The sequence below is a fragment of the Pseudomonas sp. SZ40 genome (genome assembly GCF_052958135.1).
On record NZ_JBQWIF010000004.1, the window covers coordinates 1 to 16617 of the forward strand.

A 16617-nucleotide genomic window follows, 5' to 3' on the forward strand; every position below is an offset into this window, starting at 1 on the left:
CCGGGAGGCATTCCCACGCGGAGCGTGAGGAACGATCAAAGGGGACGTAGGCGTAGGGTGGGCTTCAGCCCACCAAACTGACCGCAACCACGATCTCGCCCTTGCCAGCAGCACCGCGGCCCCCTCAGAAGCGGACGCGGAGCGTCCCGGGAGGCATTCCCACGCGGAGCGTGAGGAACGATCCATGGGGACGTAGGGTGGGCTTCAGCCCACCAAATTGACGCAACCACCATCTCGCCCTTGCCAGCAGCACCGCGGCCCCTCAGAAGCGGACGCGGAGCGTCCCGGGAGGCATTCCCACGCGGAGCGTGAGGAACGATCAAAGGGGACGTAGGCGTAGGGTGGGCTTCAGCCCACCAAATTGACCGCAACCACCATCTCGCCTCTGCCAGCGGCATCGCTAGCCCTTCAGTTGGATCCGGTAGAAGTCCCTGGCGTTACGCCAGAAGAAGGCATCGCGTTGCGTGCTGTCGTAGCCCTCGAGCACGGTGTTCAGGGCCGTGACCAACTCGCCGTAACCGATGCGCAAACCAGCCACCGGATAGTTACTGGCGAACAGGCAGCGTTCGATACCGAACAGCGCCAAGGTTTCCTCGATCACGCCGCGGTTGCTCTGCAGCGTCCACGGTTCATCACGTAGGCCAAGCTCGGATATCTTCACGCGGACATTCGGCTGCGCCGCCAGCGCCTGCATGCCGGTGCGCCAACCTTCGAGCCCGGCCGCGCTGCGATCCCAGGGGAAGCCCATGTGGTTGAGCACGATGGGTACCTTGGGAAAGGCGGCGGCGACCTGCGCCGCTTCCTGCAGGTGCCAGTACGGCACACGCAGGTCCCAGGACAAACCGTGTTTGGCCAACAGGGCGAAGCCGCGCAGCCAGGCCTCGTCCTGCATGCTGCCGGCCTGACCACGCACGCTGGCAGCCAGTTCGGGGCGCGTGGCCGTCACCGGCTTGCTGCGAATACCACGCAGCAGCGGATACTGCAGATGCCGGCCAAGGATCTCCTCGCAGTCCGGGCGGTGGAACCAGACATGGGCCACCACCGCGTTGGGAAAGCCGTAACGCGCATGCTGCTCGTGCACCCAACGGGTTTCCGCCACCTGATCGGCACGCTCGTGCTCGGCTTCGCAATGCACCGTGGCCAGTACCCGCTGGCCGGCGCTGTCGGCCAGATAATCTTCGGGCAGATAGTTGCGGCGCAGGGGCGCGTAGTCACCGAGAAAGAAGCACTGATCGACTTCATCCTGCAGCCAGGGGTAGCGATGGGTGTCGAGGTTCCACAGGTGATGGTGGGCATCGATCAATCGCTGCCCATCGGCGGCATGGGCCAGGCCGAGACGCTGATGCAGGCAATCGGGCATCTTAGTTGGCCTCGCGAATGCGCTGCAGTTCGGCCTGCCAGGCACTCACGAAGTCGGCGTCGATGCTGCCACGCACCTGCTCGGTGACGATCGTCGCCTGGTCGACGAAGCGCTGGCGCTGCTCGTCGCTGAGGGCGTTGACCTGCATGCCCGATGCCTTCAACTCGGCCAGTTTCTCGCTATTGGCCTGACGTGCCAGCTGGCGCTGTTCGCTGCGCGCCTGCTCGGCGGCCTTGCGCAGCTGAGCACGCTGGGTATCGTCCAGCGCATCCCAGGTCTTCTTGCTCATCAGCAGCACGTAGGCGGTGTAGATGTGTTCACTGAGGGTCAGGTACTTCTGCACCTCGTTGTAACGCTGGGTGGCGATCAGCGAGATGGGGTTTTCCTGGCCATCGATGGCGTGCATCTCCAGGGCACTGAACACTTCGTTGATCGGCATCGGCTGGGCGTTGGCCCCCAGGTGATCGAAGAAGGTACGGAAGACCGGGCTCTGCACGGTGCGAATTTTCAGGCCCTGGAGATCTTCCCATTTCTCGATGGGCCGCTTGCTGTTGGTCAGGTTGCGGAAGCCGATCTCCCAAAAGCCCAGGCCGACCAGGCCCTTTTCTTCCAGCTTGGCCAGCAGTTGCTGGCCCATGGGCCCGTCGAGCATGGCATCCACTTCGGCGGTGGAATTGAACTGGTAGGGCAGATCCAGCACGCCGAAATCCTTGACCAGGCCGACCAGCGTCGGCGCCCCCACCAGGGCGAACTCGACGGTGCCGGCCGGTAGCGCACCGAGCATCTGCACATCGTTGCCGAGCATGGCCGAAGGGAACACCTTGACGTTCAGCGCACCGTCGCTACCGGCTTTCAGGTGTTCGGCGAACAGCTTGGCGCCCTGGGGCCCGGGGGCATCGATGGGGTCACCGGCACTCAGTTTGAAACTGCGCTCCTGTGCCTGGGCCGCCGCGCCCGGCAGCAACAGCGCCAGGCTGAGGGCGGCGACACCGCGAATGAAAGCGTTGCTCATGGGGACTCTCCGATAATGACGGGACTTCAGCGCACGATGACCTGGGATACATCGGGTTCGAGCAGGGTGTGGAAGTAACGCTGGAAGGTGAAGGTCTGCAGATCCAGCATGCCCACGCGCTGATCCTTGAGGGTGACGAAGGCCAGATCGCGGGTTGGGTGCAGGCTCATGGCGATGGCATGGGTGTCCAGCTCGATACGGTGGATTTCTTCCAGCGCAGGGTTGAACACCGAGATCGAATGCTCCGCATAATTGGTCACGTACAGACGATCCTGGCGATCCAGATAGATGCGCGTCGGGTCGGCGCCGGTGCGCCCGCGGCGAGTCACTTCCAGGCTCTCGACATCCACGGCGACGATGCTGTTATCGCCGCGGGTGGCGACGTAGAGAATGCGCTCGTCGCGGCTGAAGCAGTTGCCCTCGGGCATGCTCCCCGGCTGCACGGGCAGCGGCGCGACGGTCGGGTCCTGCGGTTTGAGGCGAGTGATGGTGTTGCTCAGCAGGTTCAGGGCGAAGGCGGTTTCGCCACTGCGGGTCAGCGCCACCAGGTGGCTCTTGTAACCGCCGGATGGAATCGCCCGATCCGGCGTGTTCTTGATGTGTGGCTGATCGAAGATCAGCAGGGTCGAGTCGCCCTCGCTGAGCACATAGAGGCGATCCTGATCGTCCATCGCCAAACCGTGGGGGCGGCGGAACGGCCAGATGCTCAGGGTGCGCACATGCTCGCCCTTTTCCAGGTCGATGACGAACACCGAGCAGCCACCCTCGCCTTCATGGCTGGAGGTTTCGATGCCGTAGTGGCCGACATAGGCGAAGCGATTGCGCGAATCGACCACGAACTCGTGGGGGAACTCCGGCAGGCGGATGTGCTTGATCGCATCACCGCTTTCGACATCGTAGAAGCTGAAGGTGTGGGCACATTTCTGCACCAGAAGAAGAATTTCCTGACTCATGGTTTGGCTTCCTGGAGGCGGTGCCAGAGCACCGCAAAAAATGTGAATGGCACTTAACGCTGAGCGTCGATTGCCTCGAGCAAATCACTGCCGTACTGCTTGATGAAGGTCTCGCGCAACGGGGCGGAAACGGCCTTGCGGAAGGCTTCGCGGTCGACGTCCTTTTCGATCTGCATGCCCTTGGCTTCGAGCTCGACGAGGAACTTGCCGTCGTTCTCGGCATTCATCTGCCGCTGCAAGCGACCGGCGGCACGGGCCGAATCGACCAGCAGCTTCTGCTGAGCCTCCGGCATGGCGTCGAACTTCTTCTTGTTCATCACCACGATCAGCGCGGTGTAGGCGTGATGGGTCTGTGACAGGTACTTCTGCACCTCGTAGAAACCCGATGACCAGGTGATGCTCAGCGGATGTTCCTGGGCATCGACGGCACGCATTTCCAGCGCGTTGTAGAGTTCGGCCAGCGGCAGCGGCTGCGGGTTGGCGCCCAGCAGGCGGAACGCCTCGATCTGCGACGGGTTGCTGGAGGTGCGGATCTTCAGGCCCTTGACATCGTCCGGCACGCGCACCGGCTTGCGCGAGTTGGTGATGTCCCGGAAACCCACTTCCCAGTAGGCCAGGCCCTTGAGGTTGTGGGCCTCCAGTTCGTCGAGCAGCTTCTGACCGATCTCGCCGTCCAGCACCCGATAGGCATGCGCGCTGTCGGCGAACACGAAGGGCAGATCGAGTACCGACATGCGTGGCGTCAGCCCACTGAAGTTGGGCGTGCCGGACATTTCCAGTTCGATGGTGCCACCGCGCACGCCGGCGATCATCGCCTGGTCGTTGCCCAGCATGCTGTTGCCGTACGGGCGCACCAGCAGCTCACCGTTGGAGCCGTCCTTGACCCGTTGGGCGAACTCCTTCGCCGCCAGGCTCTGGGTGTCGCTGTCCGAGCCGGCGAAGCCAAAACGCAGGGTGGTCGCCGCATCGGCTCGCCAGACCGAACAGGCCAGCAACAGAACGCAGCCGCACAGATGCACCATTTTCTTCTTGTTGTTTTTCATCGTTACTTCCTTGCAGTGAGGGAAAACCAGACTCAGGGGAGGAACCAGCGCATGGGCGTCATTACCAGTTCGGGGAAAATGACCAGCAGCGCCAGAACCCCCAGGTGAGCGAACAGGAAGGGCGTCACGCCACGCATCACACCGTCGAGCGGCACCTTGCCGACGCCGCTCATCACGCTGAGCACGTTGCCGATTGGCGGCGTGATCAGGCCGATGGAAGTGTTGAGGATGAACAGGATGCCGAAGTACACCGGGTCGATACCGGCCATCTTGATCACCGGCATGAACACCGGCGTGAGGATCAGCACGATCGGCATCAGGTCCATGGTGGTACCGACCAGCAGGACGATCACCATGATCACCACGAGCAGCAGTTGCGGACGATCGATCAGTGGCTCGAGCAGCCCACTGACCAGCATCGGCAGCTCGGCGATGGTCATCAGCCAGGACGAGACCAGCGCTGCGGCCACCAGGAACATCACCACCGCACTGGTACGCCCGGCGTCGAGGAACACCTTGAACAGGTCGCGGACCTTCAGCTCGCGGTACACGAACAGCGAGATGAACAGTGCATACACCGCCGCCACGGCAGCGGCCTCGGTCGGAGTGAAGATGCCCATCTTCAGACCACCGATGATCAGTACCGGCAGCAGCAAGGCCCAGATACCATCGAGGAAGGCCTTCCAGACTTCACTGAACGGCGCCTTCTCGCCACAAGGCAGATCGCTTTTGCGCGCCAGCCACCACCAGGTCATCCACAGCGCCAGGCCCATCATCAGCCCCGGTACGATGCCAGCCATGAACAGTTTGGTGATCGATACGCCACCGGCGACACCGAATACCACCAGGGGAATCGACGGCGGGATCACCGGCGCGATGATGCCACCTGCGGCGATCAGCCCGGCCGAACGGTTCGGGTCGTAGCCGGCCTTGCGCATCATCGGCATCAGCATCGCCGCCACGGCGGCGGTGTCCGCCACGGCCGAGCCGGACAGCGAAGCCATCACCATGGCAGCGATGATCGCCACGAATCCCAGGCCGCCACGCTTGTGGCCAACCAGCGCCATGGGCAGGGCGACGATGCGTCGCGACAGGCCGCCAGCGTTCATCAGTTCCCCCGCCAGCATGAAGAACGGGATGGCCAGCAGCGGGAAGCTGTCGGCGCCGCTGATCAGGTTCTGGGCGAGAATCTGCGCGTCGAAGGTGTCCAGCTGGATCATCAGTGCGACGCCGGCCACCAGCAGCGCGAACGCCACGGGAATGCGCATGGCCATGGCACCCAGCAGGGAGCCGAGGAATACCACGATGGTCATTTCGACACCTCGGAGATCAGTGCGTCTTCAGGGCTCAGCGGCATGACCTTGTCCGGGTCGATATGGCGGAACAGCAGCAGGTACAGGCGTTTGATCATGATTGCCGCCATGCCCAGGCTGCACACCACACCGGCGGCGTACATCAGCCCCAGCGGCAGGTTGGCCACGGGCGACAGGTTGTCCATGTTGATCACGGTCTGCTTGTAGCTACCGATCAGGAACAGGCTGACGCAGAACAGCATCATCAGCTCGGCGAGCACCGCGCAGACACGCTGGCCGAACGCGGGCAGGCGGCGATACAGCAAGTCGATGCCCAGGTGCGCGTTGTCACGCAGGGCGACCACCGCACCGATGAAGGTCAGCCACACGAACAGGTAGCGGGCGCCCTCGTCCGACAGGGCGATACCGGAGTTGAAGCCGTAGCGCAGCACCACGTTGAAGAACACCAGAATCACCATGGTGCCCATGCAGAACACCACGATGGTTTCGAACAGACGGGACATCAGCAGCGTCAGCAGGCGCATGGCAGATCCTCCCCCTGACCCTTTGCGCCGCGCACAGAGCGGCCCGCCGACGGCCACAGGGGCCGCCGATCATTGCGAAGTGAGCTAGCCATGAATGGCTCCTTGTTATTGTTGTTCTCGGAAACAGCGTTGGTACGATCAGCCCCGCTGGCGACTGCCCATGCGACAGGCGATCTCGAAGGCCTGACGGGTCGCCCCGACATTGGCCCTGCCCTGCCCGGCGATGTCGAAGGCAGTACCGTGAGCCGGCGTGGTGATCGGGATCGGCAGACCGCCCTGCACCGTCACGCCCCGGGAGAAGCCCATCAGCTTGATCGCGATCTGGCCCTGGTCGTGGTACATGGTCACCACCGCATCGAAGGCCTGGCTGTCGCCCTGCACCTTGAGAAAGATGGTGTCGCCCGGGTAAGGACCGATGGCCTCGATGCCTTGCTCGCGAGCGCGCTCCACCGCAGGGCCGATGATGTCCAGTTCTTCACGGCCGAAGCTGCCGTTGTCGCCGTTGTGCGGGTTCAGGCCGCAAACGCCGATGCGCGGTTTTGCCAGGCCATTGCGCTTGAGCGCGGTGTCGATCAGGCGGATCGCCTCGATCACCCGATCCTGACTGAGCAGCCCCGGCACCTCGGCCAGCGCCACGTGGGAAGTCACTCGTGAAGTCCACAGGTTGTCGAGCACGTTGAACTCGCAGAACGGCCCCTCGAAACCCAGGTATTCGGCGAACCAGTGCAGCTCGTCGCTGTGGCCCATGCCGGCCATGTGCAGCGAGGTCTTGTTCAGCGGACCGAACACAATGGCATCGGTAACTCCATCTGCGGTCAGGCGCAACGCCTGCTCCAGGGTATCGAGGCTGTAGCGACCGCCGATCACGCTGGCCTCGCTGCGCGGGAAGTCGCCTTCGGCACCACCACGAAACGGCAGTAGCAGCGGCGTGTCGTCAGTGAACTGCAGCGCATCGGTCGACTCGATGAGGCGATAAGGGAACGACAGCCCAGCGATATCCATGCCGCGGCGCACTTCGGCCTCGTCGGCGATCAACAGCACCTGGGCCTTGCGGCGTACCTCCGGCTCGGCCAGCAGGCGGGCGATCAGCTCCGGACCGATACCGGCGGGATCACCCAGAACCATGGCCAGACGGGGAAGGGTCGAGTTGCTCATGCGCTTGTCCTCAGGTCAGAAGATGCGTCCGGCATGCGGATGACATCGGGCACGGTGCGCCGTGCGTTACGGTAGAAAAGGGGTACCTGCTGTGCAGGCAATGGCCCGGCGGCTATGGGTTGGCAGCCACCGTTGCTGAAAGAAGGAGAGAACTGCCACGACGCGGCAGCCACAGGCAGGCTGCAGAGCATCAGCGCCTGCACGCTCGGCATGGCGCCAGCCCCTGTGCCAAGAGCGATCAGGACGATCGACGCGAAAACGATGAAGGCGAAGACGATACGCCAGTGTGCGCGGCACGGCCTGCCTGTCAGCGACTGATTCAGGGAAGCGTGCACCGGCAGGGCGACAGGTTGGACCTGAGCCATGGGGAACTACCTCTGCATTGTTGTTCTTGTAGTACCGAGCGACGAACGGTCAGCCGGGTTGAGCGAACTATCGGCCCGCTCAACGATAACCGTCTAATCAAAGCTTCTCATACGGACATAGCCTGGAGTTATCGCTCTACTGGGCCGGCGGCATAACCTGAGGCTATCGGAGTATCAGTTCTTTTGAGTAGACGCTTATCGACTCGCTTTGCAGACTCGGCGTAACCCATAACAACGACAACAATGAGGTAACCCCCATGCACATTGCCCGTACGCGTTATGTTCCCGCCCTGCTCGCGGCCTGCAGTCTGCTCTGCGCCGCCCCACTCACCGCCCTGGCAGACTGGAAGCCGCAGAAGAACGTGGAGATCATCGTCGCGGGTGGCCCCGGTGGCGGCACCGACCAGCTCGGCCGCGTGATCCAGTCGGCGATCAGCCAGCACAAGCTGCTCGACGTCAACACCGTGGTGTTCAACAAGGGTGGCGGCAACGGCGCCGAAGCCTTTCTCGAGATGAAGCTGGCCGACGGCGACGCCCACAAACTGGTGATCGGTACCAATAACGTCTACCTGCTGCCGCTGGTGGCCAAGCTGGGCTATCAGTGGACCGATCTGACCCCGGTCGCCGCCGTGGCCGAAGACGATTTCATTCTCTGGACATATCAGGGCGCCCCCTGGAAGGACGCCGCGGCATTCAAGGCGGACCTGGCCAAGAACGCGGCGAAGATGCGCATCGGCGGCAGCCAGTCCAAGGATGTCGACCAGACCCTGACCCTGCTGCTCAGCCAGCAGGCAGCCACCAAGATCACCTACATCCCCTTCAAGAGCGGCAGCGAAGCGTCCACCCAGCTGGCCGGCAAGCATATCGCTGCCAACTTCAACAACCCGGCCGAAAGCCTCAGCCAGTGGCGTGGCGGTCAGGTGGTGCCACTGTGCGTGTTCAGCCAGCAGCGCATGATCTACACCCAGAAGGTCACCGAAACCCAGTCCTGGGCCGACGTGCCGACCTGCAAAGAGCAGGGCCTGGGCATCGACCAGTACCGCTTTCCGAGAACGGTGTTCCTGCCCGGTGGCGTCAGCGACGAGCAGCGCGCCTTCTACGTCGAGCTGATGCGCAAGGTCAGCCAGACGCCGGAGTTCAAGACCTACGTCGAACGCTCCGCCCTGGCCCCGACCTTCCTTTCCGGGCAGGAACTGGTGAGCTACATCGAGAAGGATCGCGAGCGTGTCATTCCCGTGTTCAAGCAGGCCGGCTGGCTGCGCGATTAGTCCTGCCAGCAGGTCGCACGGCGGCGCTGGCCGCCGTAACGGGTATGCCCACAGCGAGGAAACACTCATGTCCAACACCACGGATACGCCGCTGGTAGCCACCCGCTGGGTGGAAATCGGCCTGGCGCTGTTCACCGCCGCCCTCGGCAGCATCGTCATGGTCGGCAGCATCGATATCGGCATCGGCTGGGGCGATAGCGGCCCCGAAGCCGGTTATTTTCCCTTCTACATCGGCCTGCTGATGACCGCAGCCAGTGTCGGCAACCTGATTCTGGCGCTGCTGCGCACGCCCGCGATGAGCGCCGCCTTCGTCAGCCGCAAGGCATTTCGCCAGGTGCTGGCGGTGTTCCTGCCGATCGTCCTGTATGTCGTCGTCATGCCCTTCAGCGGTATCTACCTGGCCTCGGCGGTTTTCATCGCCTGGTTCATGTGGAGCGATCGCCAGCGCAGCACCCCTTATGGAATACCCACCGTGGCAGCGATTTCCTGCGGCGCGGCGCTGGCCAGCTACCTGATCTTCGCCCTGTGGTTCAAGGTGCCTCTGGACAGCGGCGTGCTGGGTGACCTGGTGGCCATTGCCGGAGGGACGCCGCGATGAGCGAAATCGACTCTCTGATGCAGGGCATGGCGCTGATCCTCACCCCGCATCACATCGGTCTGATGGTGATCGGCGTGTTGCTCGGCATCCTCGTCGGCGTGCTGCCCGGTCTTGGTGCCCCCAATGGCGTGGCGCTGCTGCTGCCGCTGACCTTCACCATGGAACCGGTGTCGGCGATCATCCTGCTCTCGTGCATGTACTGGGGCGCGCTGTTCGGCGGCTCGATCACGTCGATCCTGTTCAACATCCCCGGCGAGCCCTCGTCGGTAGCGACCACGTTCGACGGTTACCCCATGGCCCGCAACGGCCAGGCCGGTGAAGCCCTGACCGCCGCCTTCACCTCGGCGCTGCTCGGTGCGCTGGTCGGCGTTCTGCTGCTGACCTTCCTGTCGACGCGCATCGCCGAATTCGCCATGGCGTTCAGCTCACCGGAGTTCTTCGCGGTGTACCTGCTGGCGTTCTGCACCTTCATCGGCATGAGCAAGAACCCGCCTCTGAAAACCGTGGTGGCGATGATGATCGGCTTCGCCATGGCCGCCGTTGGCATGGACACCGTATCCGGCGAACTGCGCCTGACCTACGACCAGCCCTGGCTACTCTCCGGCCTGAGCTTCGAGGTGGCGGTGATCGGCCTGTTCGGTATCGGCGAGATTCTCTGCACGGTCGAGGAAGGCCTGGTGTTTCGTGGCGAGCGTGCGCGCATCACGCCGATGACCATCCTGCGCACCTGGGCCAAGCTGCCACGCTACTGGCTGACCTGGCTACGCAGCGCTCTGGTCGGCTGCTGGATGGGCGTCACCCCCGGCGGGCCGACCGCCGCTTCGTTCATGAGTTACAGCCTGGCACGACGCTTCTCGAAGAACCGCGACAACTTCGGCAAGGGTGAGATGGAGGGCGTGATCGCCCCGGAAACCGCCGACCACAGCGCCGGCACCAGCGCCCTGCTGCCCATGCTGACGCTCGGCATTCCTGGCTCGGCCACCGCTGCGGTGATGCTCGGTGGGCTGATGATCTGGGGCCTGCACCCGGGGCCGACACTGTTCGTCGAACAGCACGACTTCGTCTGGGGCCTGATCGCCAGCATGTACCTGGGCAACGTGGTCAGTCTGATCGTGGTGCTGGCGACGGTGCCGCTGTTCGCGTCGATCCTGCGCATACCGTTCTCGATCATCGCGCCGATCATCATCATGATCTGCTCGATCGGTGCCTACTCGGTGCACAACTCGATGTTCGATGTCGGCCTGATGCTGATTTTCGGCGCCCTGGGTTATGTGTTCAAGAAGCTCGGCTACCCCATCGCGCCATTGATCCTCGCCGCGGTACTGGGCGACAAGGCCGAGGATGCCTTCCGCCAATCGATGCTGTTCTCCGACGGGCAATTGTCGATCTTCTGGTCCAACCCGCTGGTCGGCAGCCTGACCAGCGCCGCTCTGGTGATGCTGTTCTGGCCGCTGCTGGCCCGTGGCCTCAAGGCGATGTTCGGCTTGCGCCGATCCGGGCAGGCTCGCCATGTCTCGTGATCGCCAGCAGGCCGGCTCGTTCCTGGCAACCGCAACGGGGCGCTCCTTGATGACTGGCGAGCGCCGCGATTTCTTGTCACCCTTGCCCATCGCCCCTGTCACGAGCCGCGCCATGTCCCGCATTCCAGACGCCAGCATCATCCACAGCCGCCTGCGCCTGCGGCAGTTGCGCCTGATGCTGGCCCTGCAGGAGTTCGGCTCGTTGCGCCGGGCCGCCGAAGAAATCGGCATGACCCAACCCGCGGCGACCAAGATGCTTCACGAGGCCGAGAGCCTGCTCGGCGTCGAGCTGTTCGAGCGACTGCCGCGGGGCATGCGCGCCACCGCCTTTGGCGAAACGGCGATCTACTACGCCAAGATGATCTTCGCCGAGCTCTCGGGCATGCGTGAGGAGTTCGTCGCGCTGGAGTCGGGCAACCTCGGCCGGGTCACCATCGGCGCCATTCCTGCACTGGCCTCGGGGCTACTGACGCGCACCATCGCCACCCTCAAGCAAAGCCATCCAAGGTTGTCCATGAGCATCCAGGTCGACACCAGCGACGTGCTGGTGCAGGCCCTGCAACAGGATCAGCTCGACGTGGTGCTCGGCAGGATTCCCGATGGCGCGCGTACCGATGATCTGCTGTTCGACAGCCTTGGCGAGGAAACCCTGTGCGTGGTCGCCGGGGCCCAGCACCCCATGGCCGGCGCCACGCAACTGACCTGGGAAGAGTTGCAGGACCTGACCTGGGTGCTGCAACAGCACCCGAGCCCGATGCGCACCATCATCAACCAGGCGTTCCACAATGCTCGGGTCGACATCCCCAGCAGCATCGTCGAAACCACCTCGATCATGACCCTGCTGTCGCTGCTGCAGCAAACCGACATGATCGGTGTGACCCCGGTCTCGGTGGTCAACGACTACCCAGGCAAGCACCTGCTCAAGGTGCTGCCGATCACCTTCGTGCCCCGCCTGCCCCCCTACGGCCTGATCACCCGCCGCCACCGCATCCAGTCTTCGGCGATGCAGGCGTTCATCGATGCGGTGAAGGAAGAACACGCCGCGGACTAGAACGTCCCCCGAGGGGGACGGCCCACCGAGGCTACTCGGACCGAACCCTCCAAGCTACAACGCAGGCCGTACTTCCAGGCGATACAGCGAGGTGCTGGCGACGATGAACAAGTAGCGACCATTCGCACCACCGAACGTCAGGTTGCCGACCTTCTCGGGAACGGGAATGTGCGCCAGCCGGGTTCCATCCGGATGGTAGACCTGCACCCCGTCGGCACTGCTGATGAACAGCCAACCGCGGGCATCGACACGAAAGCCGTCCGGCAGCCCAGGCTCGATCACCGCGAAGACTCTGGGGTTTGCCAGCACCCGCCCGCCCAGCACATCGAAGGCGATGACCTGATGATTGCCATCCGCACGCAGTGCCGCCGAGGTATCGGAAACGTAGAGCACCCGCTCATCCGGTGAGAATGCCAGGCCGTTGGGCTCTTCCAGCAGATCGCTGGCGATCTCCAGCGCACCGATGACCGGGTCGAAACGAAATACATGGTTGTGCCGCTGCTCGGGCTCGGCCCTGTACCCTTCTCGATCGGAGAGAATGCCGTACGGTGGATCGGTGAACCACAACGAACCGTCCCCCTTGACCACGATATCGTTGGGCGAATTCAGACGTCGCCCCTGATAGTGGCTGACCACCAGTTCGTCGTCGGCCAGTGGCTGCGAACGCCCCTCGCTGAGGCGAGTACGCAGAATCGCCCTGAGTCCGTGGGAACAGTGCAACAGCGAGCCATCCAGATCCAGCGTATGGCCATTGCAGAACTCGGCACCCGTTCGCCACACGCTGAGCCCCTGCTCCTCGTTCCAGCGCAGCATGCGGTCATTGGGTATGTCGCTCCACAGCAGAGCGGCCTGGTCCTCGATCCATACCGGCCCCTCGCCCCAGGTTGCACCACTGGCCAGTCGCTGCACGACAGCGCCCGGGGGAAACAGCTCGGCCGCTCGTGTGTCGAAAATTTCAGGTGTTGCCTGCAACTGTTGGTCACTCATGTTTCGAATCTCCTGAAAAAGATCGATCCCGCCAGGCTCAGACCCACGGCCACAGCAGCAGGATGAGTATCAGCGCAACGAAACCACCCACGGTGGTAAGCGGTGTCCAGGTGCGCAAGCCATCGGCCACGCTCAGCCCGAGCATGCGCGTGACGATCCAGAACCCTGGATCGTTGACGTGGGAGAGCGCCATGCCGCCGGCCCCCATGGCCAGGCCGAGAAGTGCCAGCTGGCTGGCGCTCAGGGATGCCTCCGCGACCAGCGGCGCGATGATGCCAGCGGTGGTCATCAGGGCTACCGTCGTGGGCCCCTGGGCGGCACGCAGCAACAGGGTGACGGAAAAGGCCATCAGCAGCAGCGGCAGGCCGGTGGATTGCAGCGCCTCGGCCAAAGCCCCGCCGATGCCCGTGGACACCAGAACCCTGGCGAAGGCGCCACCGGCACCGGTTACCAGAATCACCATGGCGACGCCGGGAATCGCCGAACCGAGCACTTCGCTTACCGTCGCCAGTGGCATGCCTCTGCGAATGCCCAGCAGATAGGCGCAGGCCAGCACACCCACCATCAGCGCGACGTAAGGAATACCCAGGAACATCAACAGGGAGCGCCCCATCGCGCTTTCCGGCATGAGCATCGAGGCCAGGGTACCGAGCATGATCAGTGCGATGGGCAGCGCGATCAGGCTGGCGACCAGCCCCGCCCGTGGCAGTGCCGGGCTTTCGTTGCTGACGGTACTCGTGGCGTTCGTCAGGCTGGCGGCAACATCGTCGCTGATGGCCAGATGACGACGGGTCAGCACCTTGCTGGCGAGGAAGATCGCGACGCTGGTCAGCCCCGCAATCGGCAGGCCAAGCATCAGCATCCTGCCGATATCGATGCCCAGCTCCCCCGCCACCGCGACCATGCCAGGGTGTGGTGGCAGCAACGCATGCACCACCAGCAGCACCGCGCACATGGGCAGGGCCAGCGACACCAGGCGCAAGCCGCGCGAGCGTGCCAGGCCGTAGGCCAGCGGCATCAACATGATCACACCGACCTCGAAGAACACCGGAATCCCCACCCCGAAGGCCGTGAACATCATGGCTATCGGTACGCGTCGCTGGCCGAAGCGCCGCACCATGTAACCGGCGAGCGCTTCAGCACCACCGGACAGTTCGACCATGCGCCCGATCATCGCCCCCAGAGCAATGATCACCGCAATGTGCCCCAGGGTTTTCCCCAGCCCTCCTTCGATGGCTTCGGTCAGTTGCTCGACAGGCACGCCTGCAGCCAGGGCCAGGCCGGTAGCCACCAATAGCAGGGCCACGAACGGCGGCATGCGGACCACCAGAATCAATAGAAGAAGAATGCTCAGGGCACCCGCGCCCAGCATCAGCAGCGTCAACATTTCCATATAGGTAATCTCCTTGTTATAGGTCTGGCAGCGCCAGTCAGTCTCCAGGCAAGCGACGTACCCCCCAGCCGATAGGCCGGCGGCGATTGCCCGGGTGGGTAGGGGCAGGCCCCCAGATGGCCTGGTAGGTATCGATGCAGCGGCCTGCCCGCTGCAGCAACAGGCCGACCATGAACAACGCGGCCCACCAGGCGGCGATGGACAGTGCCATCCAGCGCGGCGCATCGACCATGGTGATGCCTATCAGGGTGGCGATCAGCGCCAGCAGCAACGCCAACCAGCCAATGCTCTTGTGCAGCCGTTCGAAACGCACCCGGTGCGAAGTCATCTGGTAGTGATCGCCCTGCCATTGCTCACAGGTCGGCCCGCCCTTGGAGCCGCGCAAGAACCCGCTGACCAGTTGGACGCACGCGCACAGCATCACCAGCCAGCCACACAGCGCATGCCACTGCGCCAACGCCGTCTGCCGGGTTGCCATACCCAGTACCAGCAGCACACCCAGCAACCCGGCCAGGCTGCCACCCACCTGCAGCCACAGATGCATCCGCCACCAGCGCTTGTTATCCAGCACCGCAGGCCAGCCCTGACCCGGCATGACCTTGAAATAGCGTGCCGCGAGCACGCCGAGGGGGAGCATCACGCTCCAGCTCACCACCATCACACGTCCATGCCAGGCGGCCCGCACATCGATTCGGTGCTCATCGCTGCCAGACAGCGGCAGGCGCAGCCAGTCCCAATGCTCGGCCACTGCCCATCCGGCCAGAGAGCAGAGAAACAGCGCCAAGCCCAGCCCGGCGATCCACCGCACGCCGCTCACGAGACGCCGCCACAAAGCGGTGTCAGACCGCGTACGGGAAACACGACGGGGCCTTTGATCGACGGGCGATCGACGCGTGCGCAGATGGGGTGGTAGAGCGTAGGTGCGGACAGTGGCTGGCACTGCGGGGCTGGGGCGTACGGCGAATCTACTGCAGGGGATGCACACAGGGTCCATGGCGGACCGGCGCTGCGCGGACAATCCGCGGCTTCAATTCGGACAAGGCGAGCGGCTGCCATGATCCTTCCTCTTTCTTGTTTTTATCAACGTTCAAGCGCGCTGATTCCATTCGCGTACCCCGATAGTCGGACAGAGGCGTGCTCATCGTCTAATAGAGGTTTCTTATCCGGATATTCATCACGGCTATAGCAGGGATCAAAAACACCACGCACCAGAACGCGTACACGGCAGCATGATTGTTAGCGCAACCAGGTTGCATGGGGTTGATGCGCGCAGATAATGAGCTGGAGCGGATCGCCGTCCGCGACGGGGACGCAGTTTCCATTGATGGATTGCAAGCTCCTGCGTCGGATCCTCGGCCTGGGCGCTCAGCGCCAGCCTGGGCTGGACATCGGGCGCAGAGCCCCCCTACAGGCATTCCCGCGCAACAGATATGATCAGAACTTACTCAGTATTTTGAGCAGAGAGTCTCCCTCTCGCCAAAGATTGGCGCTCCATCCTGAAGCCTGTGCAGCCGTGACGTTCGCAGGGGTGTCGTCGATCAGCAGCAACTTCTCAACCGAAAATCCAGACAGCAAGGCTGCCTGCTCGAAGAAAGCTCGATCGGGTTTGCGGTGACCTAATGCAGCGGAGTAGTAAATACCGTCAACGTCATGACCCAGGCCGAGCGTGTCGGATAGGTATGCCGCGCGAACATGCTCCTGATTGGTCGCCAGATAGACCTTTACCCCGCCAGCGCGCAGTTGGCGAAGCTCGGCCAGCAGGTCACCGTTCAGACGCGCATCGTTTTCGAACCAGTAGGCAATAAAGTCATCGCAGGACAGAGCTGGCGCTACCTTTGCCAAAGCAGTTTTCAAATGATCGACCAAGGCGCAACGACCTAGGACGATATCGTTCCAGTAAGGAGTGAAGAACTCTCGCTGAAGATCCACAGGTGAAACACCCAGGTCCTCTTCAAGGGAGAATGCCCAAGGTTTACCGTCAGCGGGACGACCGCAAATCAGAACGCCATCCACATCGACCATCAGAGCACTGAACACGCTGGCAACTCTCCTGATAACCCAAAACTGGTTTGCTG

16 protein-coding genes are annotated in these 16617 nt (G+C 63.3%); 4 read left to right on the forward strand and 12 right to left on the reverse strand.

The genetic code is table 11. The features are described 5' to 3' along the window. Nucleotides 1–400: 400 nt before the first annotated feature. From ACT9T4_RS05000 to ACT9T4_RS05035, 8 genes are all read right to left on the reverse strand, one after another. Nucleotides 401–1360: an amidohydrolase family protein gene (locus ACT9T4_RS05000; RefSeq protein ID WP_499115829.1), complete on the reverse strand. Its 960-nt coding sequence runs from the start codon at nucleotides 1358–1360 to the stop codon at nucleotides 401–403. A gap of 1 nt (nucleotide 1361) precedes the next feature. Continuing rightward, a complete protein-coding gene (locus tag ACT9T4_RS05005; protein ID WP_499115831.1) occupies nucleotides 1362–2372 on the reverse strand; it encodes a TRAP transporter substrate-binding protein in 1011 nt (336 codons plus the stop codon). Between the two features lie 26 nt (nucleotides 2373–2398). Next, a complete protein-coding gene (locus tag ACT9T4_RS05010) occupies nucleotides 2399–3325 on the reverse strand; it encodes a YncE family protein (RefSeq protein WP_042554659.1) in 927 nt (308 codons plus the stop codon). 53 nt (nucleotides 3326–3378) lie between these two features. Then, nucleotides 3379–4368, reverse strand: coding sequence for a TRAP transporter substrate-binding protein (locus ACT9T4_RS05015; protein WP_264650093.1), 990 nt, complete (start codon nucleotides 4366–4368; stop codon nucleotides 3379–3381). A 32-nt stretch (nucleotides 4369–4400) separates the two neighbouring features. After that, nucleotides 4401–5681, reverse strand: a complete 1281-nt coding sequence (locus ACT9T4_RS05020) for a TRAP transporter large permease subunit (protein ID WP_042554658.1) — start codon at nucleotides 5679–5681, stop codon at nucleotides 4401–4403. Then, a complete protein-coding gene (locus tag ACT9T4_RS05025; RefSeq protein ID WP_042554657.1) occupies nucleotides 5678–6205 on the reverse strand; it encodes a TRAP transporter small permease in 528 nt (175 codons plus the stop codon). The genes ACT9T4_RS05020 and ACT9T4_RS05025 overlap by 4 nt, the downstream gene beginning before the upstream one ends. Before the next feature lie 138 nt (nucleotides 6206–6343). Continuing rightward, nucleotides 6344–7360: a 4-hydroxythreonine-4-phosphate dehydrogenase PdxA gene (locus tag ACT9T4_RS05030; RefSeq protein ID WP_042554656.1), complete on the reverse strand. Its 1017-nt coding sequence runs from the start codon at nucleotides 7358–7360 to the stop codon at nucleotides 6344–6346. Then, the gene (locus ACT9T4_RS05035; RefSeq protein WP_499115835.1) at nucleotides 7357–7725 is read right to left on the reverse strand and encodes a hypothetical protein; all 369 of its coding nucleotides are present in this window, start codon (nucleotides 7723–7725) and stop codon (nucleotides 7357–7359) included. The genes ACT9T4_RS05030 and ACT9T4_RS05035 overlap by 4 nt, the downstream gene beginning before the upstream one ends. Before the next feature lie 257 nt (nucleotides 7726–7982). On the opposite strand from ACT9T4_RS05035, the gene ACT9T4_RS05040 reads away from it, so the two are divergent. From ACT9T4_RS05040 to ACT9T4_RS05055, 4 genes are all read left to right on the forward strand, one after another. Continuing rightward, on the forward strand, nucleotides 7983–8993 hold the full coding sequence (locus ACT9T4_RS05040; protein ID WP_499115837.1) for a Bug family tripartite tricarboxylate transporter substrate binding protein: 1011 nt from the start codon (nucleotides 7983–7985) through the stop codon (nucleotides 8991–8993). Between the two features lie 67 nt (nucleotides 8994–9060). Continuing rightward, nucleotides 9061–9591: a tripartite tricarboxylate transporter TctB family protein gene (locus ACT9T4_RS05045; RefSeq protein ID WP_042554654.1), complete on the forward strand. Its 531-nt coding sequence runs from the start codon at nucleotides 9061–9063 to the stop codon at nucleotides 9589–9591. Further along, on the forward strand, nucleotides 9588–11111 hold the full coding sequence (locus ACT9T4_RS05050) for a tripartite tricarboxylate transporter permease (RefSeq protein ID WP_042554653.1): 1524 nt from the start codon (nucleotides 9588–9590) through the stop codon (nucleotides 11109–11111). Before ACT9T4_RS05045 ends, ACT9T4_RS05050 begins: the two co-directional genes overlap by 4 nt. 112 nt (nucleotides 11112–11223) lie before the next feature. Then, nucleotides 11224–12162: a LysR family transcriptional regulator gene (locus ACT9T4_RS05055; protein WP_179539993.1), complete on the forward strand. Its 939-nt coding sequence runs from the start codon at nucleotides 11224–11226 to the stop codon at nucleotides 12160–12162. A 54-nt stretch (nucleotides 12163–12216) separates the two neighbouring features. Here ACT9T4_RS05055 and ACT9T4_RS05060 read toward each other — a convergent pair whose 3' ends face one another. The 4 genes from ACT9T4_RS05060 to ACT9T4_RS05075 form a co-directional block, all read right to left on the reverse strand. Continuing rightward, entirely contained in the window at nucleotides 12217–13149 is a 933-nt protein-coding gene (locus tag ACT9T4_RS05060; RefSeq protein WP_499115840.1) for an SMP-30/gluconolactonase/LRE family protein, read from the reverse strand. 37 nt (nucleotides 13150–13186) lie between these two features. Then, nucleotides 13187–14542 (reverse strand): GntT/GntP/DsdX family permease, encoded by a 1356-nt coding sequence (locus ACT9T4_RS05065; RefSeq protein WP_179539991.1) that lies wholly within the window; start codon nucleotides 14540–14542, stop codon nucleotides 13187–13189. A gap of 37 nt (nucleotides 14543–14579) precedes the next feature. After that, complete coding sequence (locus ACT9T4_RS05070) at nucleotides 14580–15359, reverse strand: cytochrome b family protein (protein ID WP_197077031.1); 780 nt, start codon at nucleotides 15357–15359, stop codon at nucleotides 14580–14582. Between the two features lie 617 nt (nucleotides 15360–15976). After that, complete coding sequence (locus ACT9T4_RS05075) at nucleotides 15977–16579, reverse strand: HAD-IA family hydrolase (RefSeq protein ID WP_197077030.1); 603 nt, start codon at nucleotides 16577–16579, stop codon at nucleotides 15977–15979. Between the last annotated feature and the right edge of the window lie 38 nt (nucleotides 16580–16617).